This window comes from Pseudomonas protegens, assembly GCF_003732485.1.
GTDB lineage: Bacteria > Pseudomonadota > Gammaproteobacteria > Pseudomonadales > Pseudomonadaceae > Aquipseudomonas > Aquipseudomonas protegens_B.
Window position 1 is genome coordinate 522863 of sequence record NZ_MOAK01000086.1, and the last position, 24063, is coordinate 546925.

General features: G+C 60.7%; 30 protein-coding genes and 1 pseudogene. 21 read left to right on the forward strand and 10 right to left on the reverse strand.

The features are described 5' to 3' along the window. The 15 genes and pseudogenes from BLX41_RS29355 to recX all read left to right on the forward strand — a co-directional run. A partial coding sequence (locus tag BLX41_RS29355; RefSeq protein ID WP_259745343.1) for a phage baseplate assembly protein occupies positions 1 to 737 on the forward strand: 737 nt, incomplete at its 5' end. A gap of 108 nt (positions 738 to 845) precedes the next feature. After that, on the forward strand, positions 846 to 1352 hold the full coding sequence (locus BLX41_RS29360) for a phage baseplate assembly protein V (RefSeq protein WP_123727696.1): 507 nt from the start codon (positions 846 to 848) through the stop codon (positions 1350 to 1352). A 2-nt stretch (positions 1353 to 1354) separates the two neighbouring features. Further along, positions 1355 to 1753 carry a phage GP46 family protein gene (locus BLX41_RS29365; protein WP_123727697.1) on the forward strand — a complete coding sequence of 133 codons (399 nt, stop codon included), beginning with the start codon at positions 1355 to 1357 and terminating at the stop codon, positions 1751 to 1753. Continuing rightward, positions 1743 to 2783, forward strand: a complete 1041-nt coding sequence (locus tag BLX41_RS29370; protein WP_123727698.1) for a baseplate J/gp47 family protein — start codon at positions 1743 to 1745, stop codon at positions 2781 to 2783. Before BLX41_RS29365 ends, BLX41_RS29370 begins: the two co-directional genes overlap by 11 nt. After that, positions 2771 to 3370, forward strand: a complete 600-nt coding sequence (locus tag BLX41_RS29375) for a YmfQ family protein (protein WP_123727699.1) — start codon at positions 2771 to 2773, stop codon at positions 3368 to 3370. The genes BLX41_RS29370 and BLX41_RS29375 overlap by 13 nt, the downstream gene beginning before the upstream one ends. Before the next feature lie 15 nt (positions 3371 to 3385). Next, positions 3386 to 4208: pseudogene (locus BLX41_RS29380) on the forward strand (phage tail protein); the annotation flags it as partial. 271 nt (positions 4209 to 4479) lie between these two features. Next, positions 4480 to 4860, forward strand: coding sequence for a phage tail assembly chaperone (locus tag BLX41_RS29385; protein WP_123727701.1), 381 nt, complete (start codon positions 4480 to 4482; stop codon positions 4858 to 4860). A gap of 50 nt (positions 4861 to 4910) precedes the next feature. Further along, entirely contained in the window at positions 4911 to 5474 is a 564-nt protein-coding gene (locus tag BLX41_RS29390; protein WP_123727702.1) for a glycoside hydrolase family 19 protein, read from the forward strand. A gap of 75 nt (positions 5475 to 5549) precedes the next feature. Further along, positions 5550 to 6056, forward strand: a complete 507-nt coding sequence (locus BLX41_RS29395) for a hypothetical protein (protein WP_123727703.1) — start codon at positions 5550 to 5552, stop codon at positions 6054 to 6056. A gap of 84 nt (positions 6057 to 6140) precedes the next feature. After that, entirely contained in the window at positions 6141 to 6326 is a 186-nt protein-coding gene (locus BLX41_RS29400; RefSeq protein ID WP_123727810.1) for a Com family DNA-binding transcriptional regulator, read from the forward strand. A gap of 8 nt (positions 6327 to 6334) precedes the next feature. After that, a complete protein-coding gene (locus BLX41_RS29405) occupies positions 6335 to 7177 on the forward strand; it encodes a putidacin L1 family lectin-like bacteriocin (RefSeq protein ID WP_123727704.1) in 843 nt (280 codons plus the stop codon). Between the two features lie 96 nt (positions 7178 to 7273). Next, positions 7274 to 7687: a hypothetical protein gene (locus BLX41_RS29410; RefSeq protein WP_123727705.1), complete on the forward strand. Its 414-nt coding sequence runs from the start codon at positions 7274 to 7276 to the stop codon at positions 7685 to 7687. 245 nt (positions 7688 to 7932) lie between these two features. After that, positions 7933 to 8433 carry a CinA family protein gene (locus tag BLX41_RS29415; RefSeq protein WP_123727706.1) on the forward strand — a complete coding sequence of 167 codons (501 nt, stop codon included), beginning with the start codon at positions 7933 to 7935 and terminating at the stop codon, positions 8431 to 8433. Between the two features lie 83 nt (positions 8434 to 8516). Further along, positions 8517 to 9569, forward strand: coding sequence for a recombinase RecA (recA, locus tag BLX41_RS29420; RefSeq protein ID WP_011059579.1), 1053 nt, complete (start codon positions 8517 to 8519; stop codon positions 9567 to 9569). A gap of 8 nt (positions 9570 to 9577) precedes the next feature. Further along, a complete protein-coding gene (gene recX, locus BLX41_RS29425; RefSeq protein ID WP_123727707.1) occupies positions 9578 to 10045 on the forward strand; it encodes a recombination regulator RecX in 468 nt (155 codons plus the stop codon). 40 nt (positions 10046 to 10085) lie between these two features. Here the strand turns inward: recX and BLX41_RS29430 are convergent, their stop codons facing one another. Further along, on the reverse strand, positions 10086 to 11204 hold the full coding sequence (locus tag BLX41_RS29430) for an LOG family protein (RefSeq protein ID WP_123727708.1): 1119 nt from the start codon (positions 11202 to 11204) through the stop codon (positions 10086 to 10088). 453 nt (positions 11205 to 11657) lie between these two features. Between BLX41_RS29430 and BLX41_RS29435 the strand changes: the two genes are divergently transcribed. Then, positions 11658 to 11852 (forward strand): hypothetical protein, encoded by a 195-nt coding sequence (locus tag BLX41_RS29435; RefSeq protein WP_110594975.1) that lies wholly within the window; start codon positions 11658 to 11660, stop codon positions 11850 to 11852. Position 11853: 1 nt separating this feature from the next. On the opposite strand, the gene BLX41_RS29440 is transcribed toward BLX41_RS29435, so the two are convergent. Then, positions 11854 to 12279, reverse strand: coding sequence for a quorum-sensing-regulated virulence factor family protein (locus BLX41_RS29440; RefSeq protein WP_123727709.1), 426 nt, complete (start codon positions 12277 to 12279; stop codon positions 11854 to 11856). A gap of 191 nt (positions 12280 to 12470) precedes the next feature. Here BLX41_RS29440 and BLX41_RS29445 point away from each other — a divergent pair, with 191 nt between their 5' ends. Beyond that, entirely contained in the window at positions 12471 to 13181 is a 711-nt protein-coding gene (locus BLX41_RS29445) for a tRNA-uridine aminocarboxypropyltransferase (RefSeq protein WP_110594976.1), read from the forward strand. Here the strand turns inward: BLX41_RS29445 and BLX41_RS29450 are convergent. Continuing rightward, entirely contained in the window at positions 13165 to 14073 is a 909-nt protein-coding gene (locus BLX41_RS29450; protein ID WP_123727710.1) for a DMT family transporter, read from the reverse strand. The genes BLX41_RS29445 and BLX41_RS29450 overlap by 17 nt on opposite strands. A gap of 238 nt (positions 14074 to 14311) precedes the next feature. On the opposite strand from BLX41_RS29450, the gene erdR reads away from it, so the two are divergent. Further along, positions 14312 to 14962, forward strand: coding sequence for a response regulator transcription factor ErdR (erdR, locus tag BLX41_RS29455; RefSeq protein WP_060837817.1), 651 nt, complete (start codon positions 14312 to 14314; stop codon positions 14960 to 14962). A 75-nt stretch (positions 14963 to 15037) separates the two neighbouring features. Further along, entirely contained in the window at positions 15038 to 15400 is a 363-nt protein-coding gene (locus tag BLX41_RS29460; protein ID WP_123727711.1) for a diacylglycerol kinase, read from the forward strand. Here BLX41_RS29460 and BLX41_RS29465 read toward each other — a convergent pair. Further along, positions 15397 to 16323: a LysR family transcriptional regulator gene (locus tag BLX41_RS29465; protein ID WP_123727712.1), complete on the reverse strand. Its 927-nt coding sequence runs from the start codon at positions 16321 to 16323 to the stop codon at positions 15397 to 15399. The two genes, BLX41_RS29460 and BLX41_RS29465, sit on opposite strands and share 4 nt — an antisense overlap. A gap of 119 nt (positions 16324 to 16442) precedes the next feature. Between BLX41_RS29465 and fpr the strand changes: the two genes are divergently transcribed. Further along, the gene (fpr, locus tag BLX41_RS29470; RefSeq protein WP_003198368.1) at positions 16443 to 17222 is read left to right on the forward strand and encodes a ferredoxin-NADP reductase; all 780 of its coding nucleotides are present in this window, start codon (positions 16443 to 16445) and stop codon (positions 17220 to 17222) included. A gap of 122 nt (positions 17223 to 17344) precedes the next feature. Here fpr and tsaA read toward each other — a convergent pair whose 3' ends face one another. From tsaA to rimO, 6 genes are all read right to left on the reverse strand, one after another. Next, on the reverse strand, positions 17345 to 18040 hold the full coding sequence (gene tsaA / locus BLX41_RS29475) for a tRNA (N6-threonylcarbamoyladenosine(37)-N6)-methyltransferase TrmO (protein ID WP_123727713.1): 696 nt from the start codon (positions 18038 to 18040) through the stop codon (positions 17345 to 17347). A 118-nt stretch (positions 18041 to 18158) separates the two neighbouring features. After that, on the reverse strand, positions 18159 to 18929 hold the full coding sequence (locus tag BLX41_RS29480) for an SDR family oxidoreductase (protein ID WP_123727714.1): 771 nt from the start codon (positions 18927 to 18929) through the stop codon (positions 18159 to 18161). Positions 18930 to 19057: 128 nt separating this feature from the next. Continuing rightward, positions 19058 to 19519 (reverse strand): YehS family protein, encoded by a 462-nt coding sequence (locus tag BLX41_RS29485; protein ID WP_123393536.1) that lies wholly within the window; start codon positions 19517 to 19519, stop codon positions 19058 to 19060. 66 nt (positions 19520 to 19585) lie between these two features. Next, entirely contained in the window at positions 19586 to 20296 is a 711-nt protein-coding gene (locus tag BLX41_RS29490; RefSeq protein ID WP_123727715.1) for an rRNA pseudouridine synthase, read from the reverse strand. An 82-nt stretch (positions 20297 to 20378) separates the two neighbouring features. Continuing rightward, positions 20379 to 20852 (reverse strand): GNAT family N-acetyltransferase, encoded by a 474-nt coding sequence (locus BLX41_RS29495; RefSeq protein ID WP_123727716.1) that lies wholly within the window; start codon positions 20850 to 20852, stop codon positions 20379 to 20381. Between the two features lie 97 nt (positions 20853 to 20949). Next, the gene (gene rimO, locus BLX41_RS29500; protein ID WP_123727717.1) at positions 20950 to 22287 is read right to left on the reverse strand and encodes a 30S ribosomal protein S12 methylthiotransferase RimO; all 1338 of its coding nucleotides are present in this window, start codon (positions 22285 to 22287) and stop codon (positions 20950 to 20952) included. Positions 22288 to 22667: 380 nt separating this feature from the next. On the opposite strand from rimO, the gene BLX41_RS29505 reads away from it, so the two are divergent. Next, the coding region (locus tag BLX41_RS29505; protein WP_404942813.1) for a potassium transporter Kup at positions 22668 to 24063 on the forward strand (1396 nt) is incomplete at its 3' end.

A 24063-nucleotide genomic window follows, 5' to 3' on the forward strand; every position in this document is an offset into this window, starting at 1 on the left:
CAGCGATCAACCGGCCGAGCCAGTGGCGCCAGCAGGATGTGCTGAGCATTGTCCGCGCCCTGGCCGGGTCCTACGGGGTTGGGGTCCGCAGCGAGATTGCCCCGACCAGCAAGCTGCACACCCACAGCATCGTGCCGGGGGAGACGGTGTTCGCCTCCATCGACCGTTTGCTGACCCTGTACCGGGTGTTCTCCACCGATGACGCCGACGGTTACCTGCTGCTGGCGGCACCGGGCAGTGGCGGTCGCGCCAGCGATGCCCTGGAGCTGGGCAAGAACATCCTCTCGGCCAATGCCGCAATGGATTTTTCCGCGGTGTTTTCCGAATACCGGGTGATCGGCCAGCACAAGGGCAGCGACCAGAGCAGCGGTGCCGCGGTCAGCGAGGTGTCGGGTCAGGCCAACGACGCCAGGGTGTCCCGCAAGCGCGTGACCGTGATCAACGAAGCCGCGCAACTGAGTGCCGAACTGGCTCAGCAGCGGGCCGACTGGGAGTGCGGCACCCGCACCGGCAAGGCCCTGACCACCACCTACCAGGTGCAGGGTTGGCGCCAGAGCAACGGCGACTTGTGGAGGCACAACACCCTGGTGCGAGTGATCGATCCGGTGCTGGATGTTGACCGGGACATGCTGATCTCCAAGGTCACCTGGTCGCTGTCCGAGCAGGGCTCGATCACGACTTTGCAGGTGGCGCCGCCCCACACCTTCGATGCCAACCCGGCACCCGCGAAAACCTGATACCCGCGTCCATCCGTAGGAGCCGGCTTGCCGGCGAAAGCGCCCTCACAGACAACGCCGAAAACCTGTTCACCGGCAAGCCGGCTCCTACCTCCCAAGGAACTCAGCATGAGCCTACTGACACGCCTGTTGGCGCGGGGCACCGTGGTGCTCGCCAACTCGGCCAACAAACTGCAATCGCTGCAAATGCGCCTCACCGCCGGCGAGGTCAACGACGACATGGAGCATTTCGAGCCTTACGGGTTCACCAGCAACCCCCTGGCCGGCGCCGAGGGCATTGCCACCTTCCTCGGTGGCGACCGTTCCCACGCGGTGGTGCTGGTGGTGGCGGACCGGCGCTATCGCCTGCAGGCCCTGGCCGCCGGCGAAGTGGCGATCTACACCGACGAAGGCGACAAGATCCACTTCAAGCGCGGCCGCATCATCGACATCGACACCGCGACCCTGAATATCCGCGCCAGCAGCGGCGTCAACATCGATACACCGACCCTGACCCAGAGCGGCAAGATCGTCTCCCAAGGGGATCAGATTGCCGCCGGCATCAGCCAGATCAACCACGTCCACAGCGGCGTGCAACCCGGCCCGGGTCAGACCGGCGTGCCGGTGGGAGGTTAAGCATGTTTGCCACCTATGACCTGAAGAACGCCCTGACCCGGGCCGTGGAAATCAGCCTGTTCACCTGGCGCCGTGCCGCCGATGACGACGCCCTGGACGACGACCAGCGCTACGGCTGGTGGGGCGACAGCTTTCCCACGGTGGCCGACGACCGCATCGGCTCGCGGCTGTGGCTGCTGCGGCGGGTCAAGCTCAGCCGGCAGACCCAGCTCGACGCCGAGTTCTATGCCCGTGAGGCCCTGCAATGGCTGATCGACGACGGTCATTGCAATGCCGTCGAGATCCTCAGTGAACGCCTCGATGCCCAGCGCCTGAACCTGCGCACGGTGCTGATCCTGGCCGACGGCGAGCGCCTGGACCTCAACCCCATTCACAGTTGGCAGGTGACCTATGCCGTTTGAAACCCCTTCGCTGCCGGTGCTGATTCAGCGCACCCAAAGCGACCTGGCCAGCGATTCGCTGCGCCAGTCCGATGCCCAAGTGCTGGCCCGTACCTTGAGCGGTGCCGCCTTTGGCCTGTACGGCTACCTGGATTGGATCGCCGAGCAGATCCTTCCGGACAAGGCTGATGAGTCGACCCTGGAACGCATCGCCGCGCTGCGTCTGAACCAGCCGCGCAAGGCGGCCCAGGCTGCCCGTGGCAGCGTCAGCTTCAACGCCGCGGCCGGTGCTGTGCTGGATGTCGACACCCTGCTGCAGAGCAGCGACGGTCGCAGCTACAAGGTGACCGCCGCCCGCACCACCAGCGCCGGGCTCAATAGCACCACGATCCAGGCCGTCGACGGCGGTACTCTGGGCAATGCCGATGCCGGCCTGAGCCTGATCGCGGTGCAGCCGGTGCAAGGCATCAGCAATCCCTTCACCGTTCTGGCCCCGGGCCTGACCGGTGGTGTGGCCGAAGAAAGCCTCGAGTCGCTGCGGGCTCGAGTGATCCGTTCATACCGGATCATTCCCCACGGCGGCTCGGCGGACGACTACGAAACTTGGGCGCTGGAGTGCCCGGGGATCACCCGCGCCTGGTCCCGGCGCAATTACCTGGGGCCGGGCACTGTGGGCCTGTTTGTCATGCGTGACGACGATCCGCAGCCGATCCCCAACGCCGAGCAACTGGCGCAGGTTCAGGCTTATATCGAACCGCTACGCCCGGTCACCGCCCAAGTGCATGTATTGGCCCCGGTGATGCTGCCGGTGACTTACAGACTGCGCCTGACCCCCGACACCAGCGCGGTGCGCGCCGCCGTCGAGGACCAACTGCGCGACCTGCACAGCCGCGAGGCCGGCCTGGGTCAGACGCTGTTGCTGAGCCATATCCGCGAAGCCATCAGCAGCGCCACCGGCGAGCAGGATCACCGCCTGCTGACGCCTTCGGCCGATGTTCCTGCGGCAAACAACCAACTGCTGGTGTTTGGAGGTTGTGAATGGCTGCCATAAGAAGTGCCGCCCAGTACCAGGGCCAACTGCACAGCTTGCTGCCCAGCGGCCCGGCCTGGGACCCGGAGCGGGTGCCGGAGCTCGAACGGGTACTGCAGGGCGTGTCCCAGGAGCTGGCGCGCATCGACGCCCGGGCCGTGGACCTGCAAAACGAAATGGACCCGGCCAGCGTCAGCGAACTGGTGACCGATTGGGAAAAGGTCATGAACCTGCCCGATCCCTGCCTGGGCCTGACCCCGCTGTTCGAAGACCGACGCCTGGCCGTGCGCCGCCGCCTGCTGGCGGTGGGCAGCCAGCGCGCCGCCTACTTTGTCGAAATCGCCCGCAGCCAGGGCTACCCCAATGCCAGCGTCACCGAACTGAGCACCCCACGCATGGGCCGCTCACGCTTTGGTCACGCCCATTTCGGCACCTGGCGGGCGAATTTCATGTGGACCCTCAATACCGGCGGCCGCCTGCAACTGGGCCGACGCTTTGGCGCGAGCTATTGGGGCGAACGTTTTGGCATGAACCCGGGCAGCGCCCTGGAGTGCCTGATCCATCGCAGTACACCGGCCCATACCCAGGTGTACATCAACTACGAATAGAGAGGATTAGACAACGTGGACTATCCGAAAAGTGTTCCCAGCGCAGGGCTGGTGAACGGGAAGTTTGTCGACGAGAACCCGGTCACGGGGCAAGTGGGCTCACTGATTTCTTCCGACTGGGGAAATGCGGTGACCGACGAATTGCTTAACGTGATTCGTGCGGGAGGGAGGCAACCGGCCGAGGCCGAGCATGATCAGTTGTTGGCGGCGATCAAGGCGATCGTTCGGGATTCGATTCCACCGGAGAAAATCCGCAGCACCTTGGCCGAGTATGGGATTACTGATGCCTATACCAAGTCGGTGACCTACACCAAGACTGAGATCGAGGCGCTGTTGAAGAACATGTCGGCCTTGCCGGTGGGGGCCATGGTGCCGTTTCCCAAGGGGGCGGTGCCGGCGGGGTTCCTGGAAGTGGATGGCAGTGTGCAGAGTGCGGCGACCTATCCGGATCTGGCGGCTTACCTGGGGACGACCTTCAACACCGGGGGCGAGGGCGAGGGGAACTTCCGTTTGCCGGAGTCGCGGGGGGAGTTTCTGCGGGGTTGGGATCATGGGCGAGGCGTCGATGCGGGAAGGGGACTTGGCAGTTGGCAAGCTGATGAGTTCAAGAGTCATACGCACTCAGTAAAGGACTCTTCATACGCGGGAAATGTATTTGACTCCTGGGTCTATGGCGATACAGGGAATGGAGTCACTGAGGATGAAAACTTAAGGACAAATTCATCGGGTGGCAGTGAAACCCGTCCACGCAACCTGGCTGTTATGTGGTGCATCAAGGCCTGGAACGCACCCGTCAATCAGGGAAACATCGACATTGCTGGCTTGGCTGCAAACGTTTCAGCATTAGACGCTAGGCCCCGTGGTCTGGGTGATGGGCAGACCTGGCAGAACGTCACGGCCAACCGTGTTTCTGGCACCGTTTATACAAACACTACGGGCCGACCAATTCAGGTCCAAGTGTCTATTACGACCGGTGGGATTTCTGCCAGTTGCGGCGGAGTGACTGTGACAACTTCTGCCTATCACGCTGCGTTCGTTGTCCCGACTGGGGCAACCTATTCAGTGATTCTAGGCAGTCCAGTTAATCCCGTTTGGTCGGAGTTGCGCACATGAAGTATTTCCATAATCCCGAGACTAACAATGTTCATGCTTATGATGACGATGCCCCCGGGCACTTCATCCCAGGCCATCTGGTATCCATGTCCGCAGCGGAGGTACAAGCCTATATCGACGGCGCATTGGTGCCATTGCCTGCGAAGGAGGACAACGAGCGCAATTGGCGTGATACCGAGTTGGCTACCTTGATGTGGCTGCGAGAACGTCATCGCGATCAGTTGGAGATTGACGTTCCGACGAGCATTGATGGGGAACACTTCAAGGCGTTGCTTGTGCATATGCAGGCCTTGCGCGACTGGCCTCAGTCGGCGGATTTTCCAGATGCCAATTTCCGGCCGGTAGCGCCAACCTGGATGGCTGAACAGATCTCATAAACGCCCCGCAACCTCGGGGCGTTTTCTTATCCCATTTACAAACACCGACCATGCCTATCACCGAACAACAACTGCAACAAATCATGCCTAACGCCCGCCACCACGCGGGCGTTTTTGTTTCTCCACTCAACACCGCCATGGCCCATCGGCAGATCGATACGCCAAAGCGCCAGGCGGCCTTTCTCGCCCAGATCGGTCACGAATCCGGGCAGCTGCAATACGTGCGTGAGCTCGGCAGCGATCAATACCTGAGCAAGTACGACACCGGCACGCTCGCGGCACGCTTGGGCAACACACCGGAGGCTGACGGTGACGGCCAGCGTTATCGCGGGCGTGGTCTGATCCAGATCACCGGGCGCAGCAACTATCGCCAGTGCAGCCTCGGGCTGTTCGGTGATGAGCGCCTGCTGGAGTTGCCGCAGTTGCTGGAGCAGCCGCAATGGGCCGCCGAGTCGGCGGCCTGGTTCTGGGAACGCGGCGGGCTCAATGCCCTGGCCGATCGCGATGAGTTCAACAGCATTACCCGCCGCATCAACGGTGGTTTGAACGGCTTGCAGGATCGCCTGCAACTCTGGGCCAGGGCGCGGGCGGTGCTTTGCCTGCCCGTGGTCTGAATTCCCTGCCTGATGGGGGGCTGATGGCCGCGGATCGGCAGGCCCATTTCTTTTACGGATAGCAGGAGTGGCTTGATGAACATCAGCGGTTGGCTGGCCGTAGCCCTGGCGGCTGCGTTGCTTTATGCCCTCGGTTTTGTCAGCGGCGCCAGCAGTGAACGCACTAAACACCAGCGCCTCGACGAGGCTCGGCTGCAGCAATCCTTCGAACAAGGCCAGGCCCTGGGCACGGTCAAGGAGAAGGTGGTGGTCGAGTACGTCGATCGCGTCGTCAAGGTCTATCAGGCGGGCGCCAGTATCACCAAGGAGGTTCCTATCTATGTCTCGAAAGCGGCTGATAACGCCTGCGTTGTGCCTGATGGTTTTGTCCGGGTGCACGACGCCGGCGCCGCCAACCTGCCCCTGGCCGCAGGCCCCAGCGTCGCTGATGGCGCCGCCTCGGGCCTTGCACTCTCTACCGTCGCCGCCAGCGTCGTCGACAACTACAGCCAATGCCACGCCAACGCCGAGCAACTGAAGGCGTTGCAGCAGTGGGTGCGTGAGTCTCAGGCGTTGGTGCAAGGCGCTCCGGCGATGAACTGATGGCCTTGAGGCTTGTAGGAAAAATGGACTGCTGCCGCGGTTGGTATCGGCACGTGGTGTGACTGAAATCAAATGGACTTGTCGATGTTAAAAGAATGCAGATGCGGTCATTGCAAACGACTTCTCGCCCGCGTGGGTGAGTTTACCGAGCTCCAGATCAAATGTTCCCGCTGCGGAACCTTGAATCACGTGAAGGCCTCGTGCCTCGGGCAATCGCCGAAGAGCGACATGAGAGCGGACTTTTCCGCGACTGATCATTCGACTCAATAGGTATCAATATGGCTTGGATTCGATACGACTTTACCGATAACGGTTCTTCTGTACTGCCTGCGCGCTATTACATGGCGCCGAACCAGTATCTGCAGTCCCCCAACAAGCGTTTCAAGTTGCTCTTTCAGCCTGATGGCAACCTCGCGCTTTATGACGGTGCTCAGTTGGCGTGGGTCGCCGATCAGAACACGCCCTTCACGAATGTAAGCAAGGGCAACAAAAAAGACCCCATGATGGTCTTCATGAACTATGGCTTCGTACTGGATGACCCACTGCGTGGCCGTATCTGGTCGACGACACCCAGCGATCCCACCATGGGTTCTCGCGAAGATGCGTCTTTGCGTGCGTTCACTCAGGTCCAGGATGACGGGAACATCGTCACCGTCGACACCATCCCTCACTGGTATGCACCCAACGGTCGCGTGTTCACTCCGGCTGTCGGGGCCGCCATGATCATCGGTGGTACCACGGAACTGGTACCAGGGCAGTTCTACAGTGCGGGCGATCACTCCCTGGTTTTCCAGGGTGACGGCAATCTGGTGGTTTACGGCCCGAACTCCAGCGTCGTCTGGGCGACCTACACCCAGAACAAAGGCGGCGTGAGATGCGTGATGCAGGGCGACGGCAACCTGGTGATCTACGCAGCGAACAATGCCGTCGTGTGGCAGAGCGGCACCGCCGGCCGTCCCGGCGCCACTATCCGCTTGCAGGCCAACGGCAGCTTCACAATCGTGACCGAGCGGCCGATCTGGGCTCGCTTCGGGTACACCCCCACCATCAAACCGCCGCGTGTCTTCTACCCGGACCACAAGTGGAAAACCGGTAGCTACACCTGGGACAACGTGTTCTAAAAAACAGCAAGGAGCCCCGTGATAGGGCGGGGCTTTTGCATCGCTGCTTCGAGACTTCAATGGGTTTGCTTGTGTGGCTCGCCCATTGAGAAAGCCATGAGCTTCGATCCCATCGCCTTTGAGCGACATGAAAACGGCACTCTTCGTGACCGACCATTCCATTCAAAGGTGAAAAATATGAACGCAGTAACCATGGGCAAGCACTTCATTACCGTATTCCCAAAAGGGATTGTGGAGATTGTTTCGGCTGCTCAAAACACGGGTGGCCTGATCATCCAGACGGGGTTGATCAAGACTTCGACGGGGGTTGTCGATCTGTATGTGGGACCGACCGGTTCTTCCATCTCCAATGCGGCAATCATCTTCTCTGGCAATGGCTCTACCATTTCCGGCAGCGACTCCGAGATTGTCATGCCGTACCCGATCCGTATTCCCGCGGGCCAGGCGTTGTGGGCATATGCATCCACTCCAGGCGGTGCAATCGCATTGACCTGGGACTTGCTGGCCTGACCTTTCTGCGCAGGGAACACTGGCGGACAGGTACTGGTGCTCTTGTTCATTCCGGCAGGCTTGGGTAGCGGGGCGCCAGCGCCAGCTTCGTGGCTGGCGCTATTCCTGGCACGGGGCAGGGCTGGTCGAGGCCTCCTCATCTGAAGCAGTGTCCCAGAGCCGTTCGGTTTCCTGACGGCTTGTCACTTGCAAGCCTTCTCTCCTGGTGTACGGTAGGCACACGCCAGCCCCATCAGGAGAGGACTGTGAAAGAAATTACCCAGCTTGCCGCTGAAGTCGGCCGGCGTCTGCAGGTTCTGAATACCCATGTCACCACCGCGGAGTCCTGTACCGGCGGTGGGATTGCCGAGGCGATCACGCGAATCCCGGGCAGTTCGGCCTGGTTCGAGGCCGGTTATGTCACCTATTCCAATCGCCAGAAGACCCTGCAATTGAATGTGCCGGCCGATTTGTTCAATTCGGTCGGCGCGGTCAGTCGAGAAGTGGTGGAGGCCATGGTCCGGGGGGCACAGGCCAAGAGTCATGCGCATTTTGCCGTGGCAGTCAGCGGTATCGCCGGGCCGGATGGCGGTTCTGCGCAGAAACCGGTGGGTACGGTATGGCTGGCCTGGGGCGCGGGGGAGACGTTGACCACCGAGTGCCGACACTTCCCCGGGAATCGCGATGAGGTTCGCCGACAAACGGTGAAGGCCGCGCTAGAGGGGTTGCTGCAACACGCTGCAGCAGAAATCGCAAATCAGGGGTAGGCGATCCTCGAGCGCTGTGGAATAATACTGGCTACTTATACAGGTGTTGGCCGTCAGGCCTTATTGATTACGTGAGGACTTTAATGGACGACAACAAGAAGAAAGCCTTGGCTGCGGCCCTGGGTCAGATCGAACGTCAATTCGGCAAGGGTGCCGTAATGCGTATGGGCGATCACGACCGTCAGGCGATCCCGGCCATTTCCACTGGCTCTCTGGGTCTGGACATTGCTCTGGGCATTGGCGGTCTGCCAAAAGGCCGTATCGTTGAAATCTACGGTCCTGAGTCGTCCGGTAAGACCACTCTGACCCTCTCGGTCATTGCCCAGGCGCAGAAAGCCGGTGCCACTTGTGCCTTCGTCGACGCCGAGCACGCGCTGGATCCGGAATACGCCGGCAAGCTGGGGGTCAACGTCGACGATCTGCTGGTTTCCCAGCCGGATACCGGTGAACAGGCCCTGGAAATCACCGACATGCTGGTGCGTTCCAACGCGGTTGACGTGATCATCGTCGACTCCGTGGCGGCCCTGGTGCCCAAGGCTGAAATCGAAGGCGAGATGGGCGACATGCACGTGGGCCTGCAAGCCCGCCTGATGTCCCAGGCGCTGCGTAAAATCACCGGCAACATCAAGAACGCCAACTGCCTGGTGATCTTCATCAACCAGATCCGTATGAAGATCGGCGTGATGTTCGGCAGCCCGGAAACCACCACCGGTGGTAACGCGCTGAAGTTCTACGCTTCGGTTCGTCTGGACATCCGTCGTACCGGCGCGGTGAAGGAAGGCGACGAGGTGGTCGGTAGCGAAACTCGAGTCAAGATCGTCAAGAACAAGGTGGCTCCGCCGTTCCGTCAGGCCGAGTTCCAGATTCTTTACGGCAAGGGTATCTACCTCAACGGCGAAATCATCGACTTGGGCGTGCTGCACGGCTTCCTGGAAAAATCCGGTGCCTGGTACAGCTACCAGGGCAACAAGATCGGTCAGGGCAAGGCCAACTCGGCCAAGTTCCTGCAGGACAACCCGGAAATCGGCAACGCGCTGGAGAAGCAGATCCGCGAGAAGCTGCTGACCGCTTCGCCTGACGTCAAAGCCAATCCGGTCAAAGAGACCGAAGACGATATGGCCGACGCTGATATCTGATTGATCCAATGACCGCCGTACTCGATACCCTCGTCGCGGTGCGGCGAACTGCAATGGACCTGCTCGCGCGACGCGAGCATGGTCGAGTCGAGCTGACGCGTAAACTGCGTCAGCGCGGCGCCCCTCCTGAAATGATCGAAGCCGCCCTGGACCGTTTGACGGAAGAGGGGCTGCTGTCCGAATCCCGTTATCTCGAAAGTTTTGTTTCCTATCGTGCCCGCTCAGGTTACGGGCCGATGCGTATTCGCGAAGAGCTCAGCCAGCGTGGCTTGCAGCGAGGTGATATCGATCTTGCTCTGCGTGAGTGCGGTATCGACTGGCAGGAGCAGTTGCGAGACGTCTGGCAGCGCAAGTTTGCCGGGCGGCTTCCTGTGGATGCCCGAGAACGGGCCAAGCAAGGGCGCTTTCTGAGTTACCGCGGGTATTCCATGGACATGATCGGCCGCCTGTTGAGCGGCCGAGGGGTGGATGACTGAGGTTGTACCCGCTGCATGATGCAGCGGGAGACGGTGCAGATCAGCTGACTTTACTGGTCTCTCGCACGCGTTGGCGGGTCTCGGTTTGTTGCCTGGTCCAGTTCTCCGGCAGGTTGATAAAGTCGATCAGTTCCCGCAGACGGCCGTTGTCACGAGCGTTGAAAACGAACGATAGCCGCGCCAGATGGCTGAACTGCACTTCGTCGTGCTCCTCTCCTCTGTAGGCATGTTGCTGAAACTGGCCACTCAGGCACAGGTCGGCGAATGCTGTCTGCATGTGTTCCAGCGCCTGTTCATTGAGGCTGTGGTTCATGCGGATGACAAACTCCTGCTTTAGCCAACGGCTGGAGTGGAAGTTTGCGTAGAACTGCTGGATTTCCTTAACTGCCTCGTCGGTACTGTGTACCAGGCGCACCAGCTTCATGTCGCTGGGCAGGATGTAGCGATTGGCCTCCAACTGGTTATGGATGAAGTCCAGGGCGCCTTGCCAGAACTGTCCGCCAGGTGCGTCCAGTAACACCACCGGTACCAGAGGGCTTTTGCCGGTCTGGATCAGGGTCAGTACTTCCAGGGCTTCATCGAGGGTGCCGAAACCGCCTGGGCAGAGCACCAGGGCATCGGCTTCCTTGACGAAGAACAGCTTGCGGGTGAAGAAGAAGTGGAACGACAGCAGGTTCTCCGTACCTCCGACGGTGGGGTTGGCATGTTGCTCGAAGGGCAGAGTGATGTTGAAGCCCAGGCTGTGTTCCAGGCCCGCGCCGTCATGGGCCGCAGCCATGATGCCGCCTCCGGCGCCGGTGATAACCATCAGGTCCGAGCGGGCCAGGGCTGCTCCCAGTTCCTTGGCCATGGCATAAAGCGGATGCTCGCTGGGCGTTCGCGCCGAGCCGAATACCGTCACTTTGCGCCGGCCCTTGAACTGTTCCAGTACCCGGAAGGCATGTTCCAGCTCGCGTAGCGCTTGCAGGGTAATCTTGGCGTTCCAGCGGTTGAGGTCGTCCTCGGCCATGCGCAGGACGGTGAGCACCATGTCGCGATAGAGGGGGATATTCGGGCTGTTGGGGGCAATCTGGTTGAGTTGCGCTTCGACCTGGCTTGTGAGGTCGACGCCCTTGCTTTGGAAATGACGCGTTAACAGGTCATTCGATTGGTAAGGCATTCAGCTTCTCCTTCTGCACAGAACCTTGTGCACGACCGAGGTATTCGAACGTGCCACGACACAGCCTGTGTCGCTGCCTGCTCAGCCCAGCGTGTGAGCAATTCTCCTGTCCCGATCACCGCTGACCGTCGCTGGGCAGCAATCGAGGTATACACAGAGGTTCTGCTTTCCTTTATTAAGAAAAAAATGCACTGCAAGACGCACAAGAACGGCCTCCTGAACCGTCCTGGAACAATCGATGGGAACCTACGGACATGACTTGATCATGTGCCCATAAAGTCTTGGCTGGCAACCGCTTCTTAGTGAATTTACCAGCCTTGGCACCATTGGTCAGGCGCCGCGGCAAGGGCTCGTGGCTCTGATTTACTAAAGTGCAGCGCTGGGTTCAGGAGCCGGGCCCAGGAAGGGGGCGCGGCCATTCGTCCGTGCAAGCCGAGGGCAGGGAGGCAAGGGATGACCACTGTCGTGCTGGAAGTCGATCCGCAGTTGTACCAGCTGTTGCAAGCTGCTGCGGCGGCCCACCATTTGAGCCTTGAGGAAGAATGCCGACGTCGGTTGGCGGGGGAGGAGCGGCCTTCGCGATATCTGCAGGCCCTGGTGGCGGAGTTGCGCGCCGATGATCAGCAGCGGCGCGCGTCCCGTTCTTGATTCACTTCTTCTTTTGCGCTTTCTGGGAAGGGCAATCCGATTCCTGGAAGCGCGCTGAGGCTACAGGGCGATTGGTGCGGTTTTCGGTGAACTCGTAGCGCATGACTGCGCCTTTGGCCATCAGCTTGCGGTAGTTGGGGTTGCGGCAGACGCTGGCGCCCAGTTGCAAGTAGACGGCCTTGGGGTTGGCACGCATCTGTTCGGCGTGGCCGGCCTGGACGCTGAGGTGGTTGATCAGTTCCTTGCCTTCAACGGTATAACCCTGATCGAGAATGTTCTCGTTGACTTCCCGGGGAGTGCCGACGTTGCTTTCCGCAGCGACCTTCTCCAGCATTTTGCTCAGTTCGAACTCTTGCAAGGATGCAGCCTGGACACCCAGGGGCAAGGCCAGCAGAAGGGCAACGGTAGGGATGGTAAAGCGCAACATGAAACTCTCCTGGTGCAGTGACTGATGCTTCGACCAGCCAGTCGACTGTGCGTTCAGTGGCGACGAATTATAGGGGGAGAGCTAGGAAGGCGGTACAGGTTTGAACAGATAGCTCTGATAAACTTGTCCCACTTTTTACCCCTTCGAGTTATTTCCGTGTCGATTCCTGTCCTTTGCCGGTGTGCTCAGCGATGAGCCATGCGGTATCCCGTCTACGTGATCTGCGCATGGCTCGTGCGGTCAAACCCTTTTTTGCACGGGGCTCACGGGCTGAGCGCTGCCCGCGTTGCCGAGTGATTCCCAGTCATTGCCTGTGTGCCTGGCGGCCCAAGGTCAGCGCCGAGTCGGCCATGTGCCTGGTGATGCACGATGTGGAACCGCTCAAACCGAGTAATACCGGCTGGTTGATCGCTGATGTGATTGCCGATACCTGGGCGTTTCACTGGTCCCGTACCGAGGTCGATCCGCAATTGCTGGCGTTGCTTGCCGATCCGCAGTGGCAACCCTATATCGTCTTTCCCGGAGAGTTCGTGGCCCCCGAGCGAGTGGTCAGCGAGGTCCGGCAGCAGGAAGGCAAGCGCCCGCTGTTCATTCTGCTGGATGCCACCTGGAGCGAAGCCCGCAAGATGTTTCGCAAGAGCCCCTATCTTGAGCACTTGCCGGTGCTGAGCCTGTCGTCCGAGAAGCTCTCGCGCTACAAGTTGCGGCGCTCCAAGCGTGACGACCATTTCTGTACCGCCGAGGTGGCCGCTCTATGCCTGGAGTTGGCGGGGGACGAGCAGGTCAGCCAGGTAATGGACGCCTATCTTGATGTATTCAGCACTCATTACCTGTCGGCGAAGTTCCAGAAGGCCATCGATCCGCAGGATGAAGTGCATTCCCGGCTCAAGCCCTTTGTGTAGTGGTAGCCGTTGCCTGGGATTTTTGCGGCCATAGTTGGGCCACCAGCATGCCGCTGAGCATGAGTGCACAGCCCAAGTAACCGCGCAGCTGCAGTGATTCATCCAGCAGCCAGGCCCCGGCAATCGCGGCAAACACGGCTTCGAGGGACAGAATGATCGCCGCGTGGGAGGCGATCGCGTCTTTCTGGGCAATCACTTGCAGGGTGTAGCCGATGCCGACAGCAATCACGCCGCCGTAAAGAATGGCCGGGCCGGCGGCGACAATCGCGTTCCAGTGAATCGGCTCCAGGCACAGCGCCAGGATCAGGCTTACCACTGAACAGGTGGCAAATTGCAGGAAGGCCAGGCGAATCGGGTCGTGGTGGCTGGCGAATACTCCCACCAGGATCACGTGTGCGCCCCAGACAAAGGCGCCGATCAGTTGCAGCCAGTCGCCGGATGCAACGTGAAAGCTGTCGCTGACGCTCAACAGGAACATGCCCACCACAGCCAGAACTGCGCCGAGCCAGGTACCCAGCCCCGTTTTGTGGCCAATCAGCAGCCCCAGCAGCGGCACTACAATGACGTAGAGTCCGGTGATGAACCCGGCATTGGTTACGCTGGTAAACATCAGACCAACCTGCTGCAGGTTGATCCCCAGGGCGAGTGCCAGGCCCATGAGCACGCCGCCCAGCAACAGGCCACGATTGAGCAGGGGTTCGGCTTGGCGGTCGGCGGGCGTTCTGCGCAGTACCAGCGGCAGCAGGCAGAGTGAGCCCAGGGCGAAACGCAGGCCGGAATAGAGGAAGGGGCCGATATGATCCATCCCGGAGGTTTGTGCGACAAACGCTGACCCCCAGATGACGGCGGTGATCAGCATCAGGACATCGGCACGCAAGGCTTGGCTTCGCATGAGGGCTCTCTTATTAGTTAGCTGGCTAAGATGCCGCAAAGCTTCAAGCTTGACCACCCTGGCTTCGCTGGGCATGCTTGGCGCCGATTAGGGCGCCAGCGCTGTTTGAACCACCGTTTTGCTCAGGCTTTTCGCGGCGTTCGTGCTCTTTGGGTATCGCCCTCTGGCGAGCCCCCGTGTTGCTTGGGTAAGGGCTGAATGCATCAGCCCTGCCATGAAAAACAGGATCATTTGAAAAATGGCCACATACGAAATCCTGATTGCCGATGATCACCCGCTTTTTCGCAGTGCACTGCATCAAGCCGTCACTCTGGGCCTGGGTCCTGATGTGCGTCTGGTGGAAGTGGCGAGCATCGCCGAGCTGGAAACCCGTCTCACCGAAAAGGCTGACTGGGACCTGGTGCTGCTGGATCTGAACATGCCTGGCGCCTACGGTTTCTCTGGCCTGGTGCTGTTACGCGGGCAGTATCCGCAGATTCCGGTGGTGATGGTTTCGGCGCAGGAAGAAGCATCCGTCATGGTTCGTTCCCGCGAGTTCGGGGCCAGCGGCTTCATTCCCAAGTCCAGCTCCTTGGAAGTCATTCAGCAGGCAGTACGCAGTGTCCTCGATGGCGACGTCTGGTGGCCGCCGCAAGCCTTTGAAGAAGTCAGTGTCTCGGCTGAAGCCAAGGCCGCCAGCGAAGGCCTGGCAAGCCTGACGCCTCAGCAGTTTCGGGTTCTGACCATGGTCTGCGAGGGGTTGCTGAACAAACAGATCGCTTATGAGCTGAGTGTTTCCGAGGCGACGATCAAGGCTCACGTGACGGCAATTTTCCGCAAACTCGGGGTTCGCACCCGCACCCAGGCGGCCTTGCTCTTGCAACAACTTGAGTCAATTTCCAGCCATTAACCCACGGGCTGTTCACGCTTTTTTGACTTTGCTTGAACTAGCTTCCCCACTCCTTTTTCTTCAGTTGCTCAGCTTATGTCGCCTTTCAAAGGTCAAACCGGTCTTAAACGCATCCTCAACGCCGCCGGCTATTCGTTCGATGGCTTGCGCGCCGCCTTCACCGGCGAGGCGGCATTTCGTCAGTTGGTGTTGCTCAACGTGATCCTGATTCCCTTGAGCTTCCTGCTCAATGTCAGCCGGGTCGAGCGCGCGCTGCTGATTGCCGTGTGTCTGCTGGCGTTGATCGTCGAGTTGCTCAACTCGGCGGTGGAGGCAGCGATCGACCGCATTTCCCTGGATCGTCACCCGTTGTCGAAGAACGCCAAGGACATGGGCAGCGCAGCGCAGTTTATCGCCCTGAGCATGATCACCATCGTCTGGGCAGTGATCCTGATCTAAGGAATGCTCGGCAGGACGATCTCATCGCTGCGCTGTACCCCGGCGGTAAAGGAACGACACAGTTCGAGGAACTCACGCATGGCTGAAGTCTGATACTTCTGTTTATGCCAGATGAAGTAGAACTGCCGGGCCAGATCCAGGTCCGGTGTTTCCACTGGCACCAGGCTGCCACGACGAAAGGCATCGCGCAGCGCCAGCCTGGAGATGCAACCGATCCCCAATCCCGATTCCACTGCACGCTTGATGGCCTCGGTGTGCTCCAGTTCCAGGCGGATGTTCAGCGCGCTGCGATGATGACGCATGGCCTGGTCGAAGGTCAGGCGTGTCCCGGAACCCTGTTCCCGGAGAATCCAGGCTTCGTGGGTCAGCTCCTCCATGGTGGCGTGGCCGCGTTTGGCCAAAGGGTGCTGGGGCGCGCAAAACACCACCAGCTCATCCTCGACCCAGGTCTGCACCTCGATATCCGGATGACTGCAGTCGCCTTCGATTAGACCCAGATCAATTTCGTAGTGGGCCACCTGTTGCACGATATGCGCAGTGTTTTGCACATGGAGCTTCACCTGGCTTTCCGGATGCACCTGCATGAAGCTGCCGATCAGCAGGGTCGCCAGGTAGTTGCCAATGGTCAGGGTGGCGCCCACCGAGAGCGAGCCGAATCCGGACTTGCCATTGAGCAGGTCCTCGATCTCCTTGGCCTGGTCCAGCAGTGCCACCGCTTGTGGCAAAAGCTGTTTACCCAGGGCGTTGAGGCTCAGGCGCTTGCCGGCGCGATCAAACAGCTGGCAACTGGATTGGCGCTCGAGTTCGGTGATCGAGGTGCTGGCCGCCGATTGCGACAGGGCCAGAAGCCCGGCAGCACGAGAAACGCTCTCTTGCTGGGCGACGGCGACGAAGACTTGCAGTTGACGGAGAGTAAATCGCATATCGATATAACCGATAACCCTTATCTTAATAATCCAGTTAACAGATATTGTCGCCGCCATTAGAATGCTGTGCAATTGCGCTCATGGTCAGCGCAGGCAATTTCTAGGAGCCCCCGTACATGAGCAACATGAACCACGAGCGTGTCCTCAGTGTTCATCACTGGAATGACACTCTGTTCAGCTTCAAGTGCACCCGCGATCCGGGTCTGCGCTTCGAGAACGGTCAGTTCGTGATGATCGGCCTGCAACAGCCCAATGGCCGTCCGCTTATGCGTGCTTACTCCATTGCCAGCCCGAACTGGGAAGAGCATCTCGAATTCTTCAGCATCAAGGTCCCAGACGGTCCGTTGACTTCCCAATTGCAGCATTTGAAGGAAGGCGACGAGATCATCATCAGCAAGAAGCCAACCGGTACTCTGGTACTGGATGACTTGAAACCGGGCAAACATCTGTACCTGCTCAGCACTGGTACCGGCCTGGCGCCATTCATGAGCGTGATCCAGGATCCGGAAACCTACGAGCGTTTCGAAAAAGTGATCCTGTGCCACGGCGTACGCTACGTCAACGAAGTCGCCTACCGCGAGTTCATCACCGAGCACCTGCCGCAGAACGAGTTCTTCGGCGAAGCGCTGCGTGAGAAGTTGATCTACTACCCCACCGTGACCCGTGAGCCGTTCGAGAACGAAGGCCGCCTGACCGACCTGATGCGCAGCGGCAAGCTGTTCCGCGACATCGGCCTGCCGCCGATCAACCCGCAGGACGACCGCGCCATGCTGTGCGGCAGCCCGAGCATGCTGGATGAAACCAGCGAAGTGCTCAACAGCTTCGGTCTGACCGTTTCGCCGCGCATGCGCGAGCCGGGCGACTACCTGATCGAGCGCGCCTTCGTCGAGAAGTAGGAACGAGCTTGCTCGCGAAAACTGCCCAGGCAGTACATTCGCGCTGACTGGGCGTGTTCTCCCGGACACAGAAAAGCCCGCGTTGCCTTGAAAGGCAACGCGGGCTTTTTCGTTTCCGGGGTTCAGCCCGCCATGACCACTTCCAACACCCGGATCAGCCCTGGCTCGGGGTAATGCCAGCGCACATCCAAGTCCCAGAACTGCGCACCGTATTCCCGTTCGGCAGTGGGCACCTGATAGGCCGGGCGCGGGTCCTGGGCCAGGCACTGCTCGATGAGTTCCACCAAGGGCTCCTGCAGGCGCTGAGCGTGGGTCTGAGCCTGTTGCAGAGCATTGTCCTGCCACTGCACCGGAATAATCTGTGGTGCAGCACTGGCGATCTCATTGCTCGCTGTAGGAATGATGTCGGCGTAAGGCACGTAGGGTTTGATATCGAGGATCGGTGTGCCGTCCAGCAGGTCGATGCCGGAGATCCACAGGCGGTTGGCCTCGACCTTGTCCAGCCTGACCACCGACTGACCGATGCCGTTGGGTCTATGGGTCGCGCGGGTGGCGAAGACCCCCATGGACTTGTTGCCTCCCAGACGCGGCGGGCGCACTTTGAGCCGGGGTTTCTCCTCCAGGGCCTGGTGAAACAGGAACAGCAGCCAGACATGACTGACCTGCTCCAGTCCCTGCACCGCATCGCCCTGATCGAAGGGCGCCACCAACTCCAATACCCCACGGGCGGCGGGTGCCAGTTGCGGTTGGCGAGGGATGGCGAACTTTTCCTTGAAGCAGGAGCGCACGAAGCCGATGGGGGAAACTCTGTAGGTCATGTTCTGGGGTCGAGGCGGTAGGGGGAGGGCATGATAACCCGTTCGCTGGCAAGCCAGCTCCTACAACGCCTCGCGCAATCTGTAGGAGCCGGCTTGCCGGCGAAGCGCACGACACCGATCAGAGACTGAACCCACCATCCAGAGGAATGATATTGCCGGTCATGTAGGCCCCCGCAGTGCTCGCCAGGCTGATGGCCAGTGCGGCCATTTCCTCTTCCCGTCCCCAGCGCTGCATCGGGATCTGCGCCACGTCTTCGGCCAGGGCCTGTTCATCATTGCCGATGTGCTGGGTCATCTTGCTGGGAAAACGTCCCGGAGCGATGACATTGACGTTGATGTGCTGGCTCACCAGCTCCCGGGCGAGAATGCGTGACATCTGGTGCAGCGCCGCCTTGCTCGGGCCGTAGGCGTAGGCCTGTTCGCCAAAGGAACTGATCCCGGCCACCGAGCCGATATTGATGATGCGCGCCGGCCGGGCCGCCGAGCCGGCCCGGCGCAGCAGCGGCAACAGTTGCTGGATGCAACTGAACACCGAGGTCACGTTCAACTGCATGACCTTTTCCCAGCCCTTGGCCGGGTAGCTTTCCAGCTGCGCGCCCCAGGTGGTGCCGGCATTGTTCACCAGAATGTCCAGGGATTCGAGCTGCTGGCCCAATGTGGCCGCGAGTTGCTGTACGCCTTCTTCACTGGCGAGGTTGGCGGCCAGTCCACGGCAGTCGCCCAATGCCGCCAGTTCCTCGGCGACCTGCTGGCAGGCCTCGGGATCACGGGCGCAGATATACACCCGGGCGCCGGCTTCGACAAAAGCCTTGGCGATCATTTTACCGATGCCACGGGTGCCGCCGGTCACCAGGGCGGTGCGGCCTTGCAGGGAGAAGTAGGGATGCATGGGAAGTCCTGAGCAGATAGGAGGTGTGCATACCCTAATCTTCAGGTGCTTGCCGGGGAGCCACTATTGCCTGGGGCAATAGTGGCTCATCAGGGCCGCTGACGCTGTATGCCGGCTCCGGGTGGGGCTCAGCCGCGTACGCGCAGGGTCAGGCCCTTGAGGAAGTTGCGCAGCAACTGGTCGCCGCAGGGACGGTAGTTGGTGTGGCCGAACTTGCGGAACAGTGCACTGAGCTCGGGCTTGGACACTGGGAAGTCGGCGGCCTTGAGTACGGCGTGCATGTCGTCTTCCTTGAGCTCGAAGGCCACGCGCAGCTTCTTCAGGATGATGTTGTTGGTCACCGGCAGTTCGATCGGCAGCGGCGGACGGCTTTCATCCTTGCCGCGCTTGAAGATCACCAGGCCGTCGAGGAAGTGCGCCATGACTTCGTCCGGGCAGTGCACGAAGCCTTCTTCCTCGTCCTTCTTCAGGTAGCTGACGATGTCGTCCAGGCTGACCTTGAAGCCGGTGAGCTTGATGATGTCCACGACCTTCTTGTCGCTGATGTCGAGCATGTAGCGCACGCTGCGCAGTACATCGTTATGAATCATGGTTACAGTCCTGATCAATGCGCGTGGAGCGCCGCGCCAGGGCACGGCGTCTGAATGGGGGCGGTTTTAGAACTTCTCTTTGGCCGACAGGTAACGCCACTGGCCCAGTGGCACTTTGCCGATGGACACGCCGCCGATCCGGATGCGGCGAATGGCGACGACCTTGAGGCCGACGGCTTGGCAAAACAGCGCGATCACGCCCGGCTGCGGGTTCTTCATGGCGAAGCGCAGGCGGTTTTCGTTCTGCCAGCTGGCCTTGACCGGTGGCAGCTCGCGGCCTTTGTAGGTCAGGCCGTGGTTCAGGCGGTTGAGGCCGTGATCAATCATCTCGCCTTCGACCTCGACCACGTATTCCTGCTCGATCTTGGCCGCGTCGGCCGTCAGCTTGCGCAGCACTTTCCAGTCCTGGGTGAACACCAGCAGGCCGCTGGCGTTGGGCTGCAGGTCATCGCTGGCGGTCAGGCGCAGGAAATGCCCGCGCAATGGACGTTTGCCGTAGCGGTGTTCTTCGGACAGGCTGTCGGCGCCAATGGACTGCATGGCGCTGTCCAGGTCCTGGCCGGCAGGCACGTTGAGCAGGATGGTCACAGGCTCCGGCGCGGTGGCCTTGGCCTCGGGGTCCAGAGCGACGGTTTGCGCGCCGACCTTGAACTGCGGTTCGTCGATGACTTCGCCGTCTACGGTGACCCAGCCGCCCTCGATGAACAGCTCAGCCTCCCGGCGGGAACAGCCGACCAGTTCGATGAGGCGTTTGGAGAGACGAATCGGGTCAGTCATGACAGGGGCCGTAACAAAAGAGGGCAGCTATTGTACCTGCCTGGCGCCGGTTAATCGCGGGTCCATTTGCCCGCTGTGGCTTTTAGCCGCGTCGGGCCTGCAGTTGTGCCTGTTTCAGGCGCATGTGCAGCAACGGGTAGGGCTGGCCCATACCGTCCTGCTCAGAGCGACCGACCACTTCGAAGCCCTGCTTGAAGTAGAAGCCCAGGGCCTGGGGATTCTGCTCATTGACATCCAGTTGCTGGGCATTCAGGTGTTCCACTGCGTAGTGCAGCAGTTGCTGGCCCAGGCCCTGACCGCGATGTGCCGGGTCGATGAACAGCATCTCGATCTTGCCTGCCGCCACGCCAGCGAAACCGGTGATGCGTTGCCGCTGATCCCGGGTACAGATCAGCATCACCGCATCCAGGTAGCGGGTCAGCACCAGGTTTCTCAGCAGCTCTATATAGCTGTCCGGGAGAAAGTCGTGGGTGGCGCGCACCGAGTCTTCCCAGACGCGGACCAGTTCCGGGTAGTCGCTGAGTTTCGGTGTATGGATGACCGAGTGGTGGCGCATGCCGCTTGCCCCTGATGTGATTGGCAAGGGCTAACGATAGACCGAAAAAAGCCCCGCATCTCGTCGCGAGAGCGGGGCTTGGCAGTTTTTTTACGCCTTACAGGGTTTCGGCCCAGAGGTCGTATTCGTCGGCGTCAGTGACCCGGCACCAGACCTTGTCACCCGGCTTCAGGTCGCCCGCACCGTCGATGAACACGTTGCCGTCGATCTCCGGCGCATCGAAGAAGCAGCGGCCCACGGCGCCATTCTCGTCGACTTCGTCGATCAGCACTTCGATCTCTTTGCCGATGCGCTGTTGCAGGCGTGCCGAGCTGATTGCCTGCTGGTGCGCCATGAAGCGCTCCCAACGGTCCTGCTTGACCTCGTCCGGGACCACTTCCAGGTCCAGGTCGTTGGCCGGAGCGCCTTCCACCGGCGAGTACTGGAAGCAACCGACACGGTCCAGCTGGGCTTCGGTCAGCCAGTTCAGCAGGTACTGGAAGTCTTCCTCGGTTTCGCCAGGGAAGCCGACGATAAAGGTCGAACGGATGATCAGCTCGGGGCAGATCTCGCGCCAGGCCTTGATCCGCGCCAGGGTCTTGTCTTCGAAGGCCGGACGCTTCATGGCCTTGAGCACTTTCGGGCTGGCGTGCTGGAACGGGATATCCAGGTACGGCAGGATCTTGCCGGCGGCCATCAGCGGAATCAGCTCGTCCACGTGCGGGTAGGGGTACACGTAGTGCAGGCGCACCCACACGCCCAGGGTGCTCAGTGCCTCGCACAGTTCGGTCATGCGGGTCTTGACCGGCGCGCCGTTCCAGAAGCCGGTGCGGTACTTGACGTCGACGCCGTAGGCGCTGGTGTCCTGGGAGATCACCAGCAGTTCCTTGACCCCGGACTTGACCAGGCGCTGGGCCTCGTCGAGCACGTCGCCCACCGGACGGCTGACCAGCTTGCCACGCATCGACGGGATGATGCAGAAGCTGCAGCTGTGGTTGCAGCCTTCGGAAATCTTCAGGTAGGCGTAGTGCCGCGGGGTCAGCTTGATGCCTTGCGGCGGCACCAGGTCGATCAGCGGGTTGTGGTCCTGTTTCGGCGGCACCACTTCGTGCACGGCGTTGACCACCTGCTCGTACTGTTGCGGGCCGGTGACCGCCAGCACGCTAGGGTGCACGTCACGGATATTGCCTTCTTCCACGCCCATGCAGCCGGTGACGATGACCTTGCCGTTTTCCTTGATGGCTTCGCCGATCACTTCCAGGGATTCGGCCTTGGCCGAGTCGATGAAACCGCAGGTGTTGACCACCACGACGTCGGCGTCCTGGTAGGTGGAGACCACGTCATAGCCTTCCATGCGCAGTTGAGTGAGGATGCGCTCGGAGTCGACCAGAGCTTTTGGGCAACCCAGGGATACGAAGCCGACTTTCGGGTTGGCCGGCGCGGAGGGGGTGGACATGTCTAACCTCGGTATTGGGTGTCGAGCCACTTGGGGGGCAAGTGCGACGGTTGGGCGCTGGCTGCGCCTCTGATCAAAAAGTGCGCAATTCTAGCGATGGTCGACGCGCTTGACCAGCTTTATGCAGGGGAAATACGACGAGCGCTGGACTATGCTTCCTCCCGTTATGCCTGGTGGTTTTTATACGACGTTAGTTAAGGCCTTAGTGGTAATAAAAACCTGCAAGTTGTAGGGCAAACTGCACAAGTTTAGAGAATAGCGCTTGTATAACCTTGTGCTTTCTATATAAGAAGCCCCGGTCTTGGTAGTAGGAGTCATTGATGGGTCAGGCAAGTAGTCAGGCGGCGGGTGGCGAACACTCCGGGGGCAAGCCTCTGGGGATGCTGGTGGCGGCGGTCGGGGTGGTGTATGGCGATATCGGCACCAGTCCGCTCTACACCCTCAAGGAGGTGTTTGCCGGCCATTATGGGGTTCAGGTCAATCATGACGGGGTGTTTGGCATCCTGGCCCTGATTTTCTGGTCGTTGGTCTGGGTCGTCTCGATCAAGTACGTACTGTTCGTCCTGCGGGCCGACAACCAGGGCGAGGGCGGCATCATGGCCCTGACCGCGCTGGCCAGGCGTGCTGCCGGTTCCTATCCGCGCTTGCGTTCGATGTTGGTGATTCTGGGCCTGATCGGGGCGGCGCTGTTCTATGGCGACAGCATGATCACCCCGGCGATTTCCGTGCTGTCGGCGGTAGAGGGCCTGGAGCTGGCATTCAGCGGCCTGGAACACTGGGTAGTGCCGATGGCGCTGGTGGTACTGGTGGCCTTGTTCCTGATCCAGAAACACGGCACTGATCGCATCGGCAAGCTGTTTGGTCCAGTGATGGTGGCCTGGTTCGTGGTTCTGGGCGGGCTGGGGATTCACGGCATTCTCCAGCACCCGGAAGTGCTGCAGGCGCTGAACCCGATGTGGGGCGTGCGCTTCTTCATTGTGCATCCGGGCATGGGGGTCGCCATCCTCGGGGCGGTGGTTCTGGCATTGACCGGTGCCGAAGCCTTGTATGCCGACATGGGGCACTTCGGGCGCAAACCCATTGCCCGGGCCTGGTTTGCCCTGGTGTTGCCGGCGCTGGTGCTGAACTACTTCGGCCAGGGCGCGCTGCTGCTGGAGAACCCTGAAGCCGCCCGCAACCCCTTCTATCTGCTGGCGCCGAGCTGGGCCCTGATTCCGCTGGTGGTGCTGGCCACCCTGGCCACAGTGATTGCATCCCAGGCGGTGATTTCCGGGGCCTTCTCCCTGACTCGGCAGGCAATCCAGCTGGGTTACATCCCGCGGATGCACATTCAGCACACTTCCAGTGCCGAGCAGGGGCAGATCTACATCGGCGCGGTGAACTGGGCGTTGATGGTGGGTGTGATCCTGCTGGTGCTCGGTTTCGAGTCCTCCGGTGCCCTGGCTTCGGCCTACGGCGTGGCGGTGACCGGGACCATGCTGATCACCAGCATCCTGGTGTCGGCGGTGATCCTGCTGCTGTGGAAGTGGCCGCCGATGCTGGTGGTGCCGCTCCTGCTGGGATTCCTGTTGGTGGATGGGCTGTTCTTCGCCGCCAACGTGCCGAAGATCTTCCAGGGCGGCGCCTTCCCGGTGCTGGCGGGGATCGTGCTGTTCCTGCTCATGACCACCTGGAAGCGCGGCAAGGAATTGCTGGTGGATCGCTTGGACGAAGGCGGGCTGCCGCTGCCGATCTTTATCGGCAGCATCCGCGTACAGCCGCCGCATCGGGGGCAGG

Excerpts from the sequence above, each read along its gene's own strand:
- BLX41_RS29360 (WP_123727696.1), top strand. The coding sequence starts at position 846 with ATGAGCCTACTGACACGCCTGTTGGCGCGGGGCACCGTGGTGCTCGCC.
- BLX41_RS29365 (WP_123727697.1), top strand. The coding sequence starts at position 1,355 with ATGTTTGCCACCTATGACCTGAAGAACGCCCTGACCCGGGCCGTGGAA.
- BLX41_RS29370 (WP_123727698.1), top strand. The coding sequence starts at position 1,743 with ATGCCGTTTGAAACCCCTTCGCTGCCGGTGCTGATTCAGCGCACCCAA.
- BLX41_RS29375 (WP_123727699.1), top strand. The coding sequence starts at position 2,771 with ATGGCTGCCATAAGAAGTGCCGCCCAGTACCAGGGCCAACTGCACAGC.
- BLX41_RS29385 (WP_123727701.1), top strand. The coding sequence starts at position 4,480 with ATGAAGTATTTCCATAATCCCGAGACTAACAATGTTCATGCTTATGAT.
- BLX41_RS29390 (WP_123727702.1), top strand. The coding sequence starts at position 4,911 with ATGCCTATCACCGAACAACAACTGCAACAAATCATGCCTAACGCCCGC.
- BLX41_RS29395 (WP_123727703.1), top strand. The coding sequence starts at position 5,550 with ATGAACATCAGCGGTTGGCTGGCCGTAGCCCTGGCGGCTGCGTTGCTT.
- BLX41_RS29400 (WP_123727810.1), top strand. The coding sequence starts at position 6,141 with ATGTTAAAAGAATGCAGATGCGGTCATTGCAAACGACTTCTCGCCCGC.
- BLX41_RS29405 (WP_123727704.1), top strand. The coding sequence starts at position 6,335 with ATGGCTTGGATTCGATACGACTTTACCGATAACGGTTCTTCTGTACTG.
- BLX41_RS29410 (WP_123727705.1), top strand. The coding sequence starts at position 7,274 with ATGAGCTTCGATCCCATCGCCTTTGAGCGACATGAAAACGGCACTCTT.
- recA (WP_011059579.1), top strand. The coding sequence starts at position 8,517 with ATGGACGACAACAAGAAGAAAGCCTTGGCTGCGGCCCTGGGTCAGATC.
- recX (WP_123727707.1), top strand. The coding sequence starts at position 9,578 with ATGACCGCCGTACTCGATACCCTCGTCGCGGTGCGGCGAACTGCAATG.
- BLX41_RS29430 (WP_123727708.1), bottom strand. The coding sequence starts at position 11,204 with ATGCCTTACCAATCGAATGACCTGTTAACGCGTCATTTCCAAAGCAAG.
- BLX41_RS29435 (WP_110594975.1), top strand. The coding sequence starts at position 11,658 with ATGACCACTGTCGTGCTGGAAGTCGATCCGCAGTTGTACCAGCTGTTG.
- BLX41_RS29440 (WP_123727709.1), bottom strand. The coding sequence starts at position 12,279 with ATGTTGCGCTTTACCATCCCTACCGTTGCCCTTCTGCTGGCCTTGCCC.
- BLX41_RS29445 (WP_110594976.1), top strand. The coding sequence starts at position 12,471 with ATGAGCCATGCGGTATCCCGTCTACGTGATCTGCGCATGGCTCGTGCG.
- BLX41_RS29450 (WP_123727710.1), bottom strand. The coding sequence starts at position 14,073 with ATGCGAAGCCAAGCCTTGCGTGCCGATGTCCTGATGCTGATCACCGCC.
- erdR (WP_060837817.1), top strand. The coding sequence starts at position 14,312 with ATGGCCACATACGAAATCCTGATTGCCGATGATCACCCGCTTTTTCGC.
- BLX41_RS29460 (WP_123727711.1), top strand. The coding sequence starts at position 15,038 with ATGTCGCCTTTCAAAGGTCAAACCGGTCTTAAACGCATCCTCAACGCC.
- BLX41_RS29465 (WP_123727712.1), bottom strand. The coding sequence starts at position 16,323 with ATGCGATTTACTCTCCGTCAACTGCAAGTCTTCGTCGCCGTCGCCCAG.
- fpr (WP_003198368.1), top strand. The coding sequence starts at position 16,443 with ATGAGCAACATGAACCACGAGCGTGTCCTCAGTGTTCATCACTGGAAT.
- tsaA (WP_123727713.1), bottom strand. The coding sequence starts at position 18,040 with ATGACCTACAGAGTTTCCCCCATCGGCTTCGTGCGCTCCTGCTTCAAG.
- BLX41_RS29480 (WP_123727714.1), bottom strand. The coding sequence starts at position 18,929 with ATGCATCCCTACTTCTCCCTGCAAGGCCGCACCGCCCTGGTGACCGGC.
- BLX41_RS29485 (WP_123393536.1), bottom strand. The coding sequence starts at position 19,519 with ATGATTCATAACGATGTACTGCGCAGCGTGCGCTACATGCTCGACATC.
- BLX41_RS29490 (WP_123727715.1), bottom strand. The coding sequence starts at position 20,296 with ATGACTGACCCGATTCGTCTCTCCAAACGCCTCATCGAACTGGTCGGC.
- BLX41_RS29495 (WP_123727716.1), bottom strand. The coding sequence starts at position 20,852 with ATGCGCCACCACTCGGTCATCCATACACCGAAACTCAGCGACTACCCG.
- rimO (WP_123727717.1), bottom strand. The coding sequence starts at position 22,287 with ATGTCCACCCCCTCCGCGCCGGCCAACCCGAAAGTCGGCTTCGTATCC.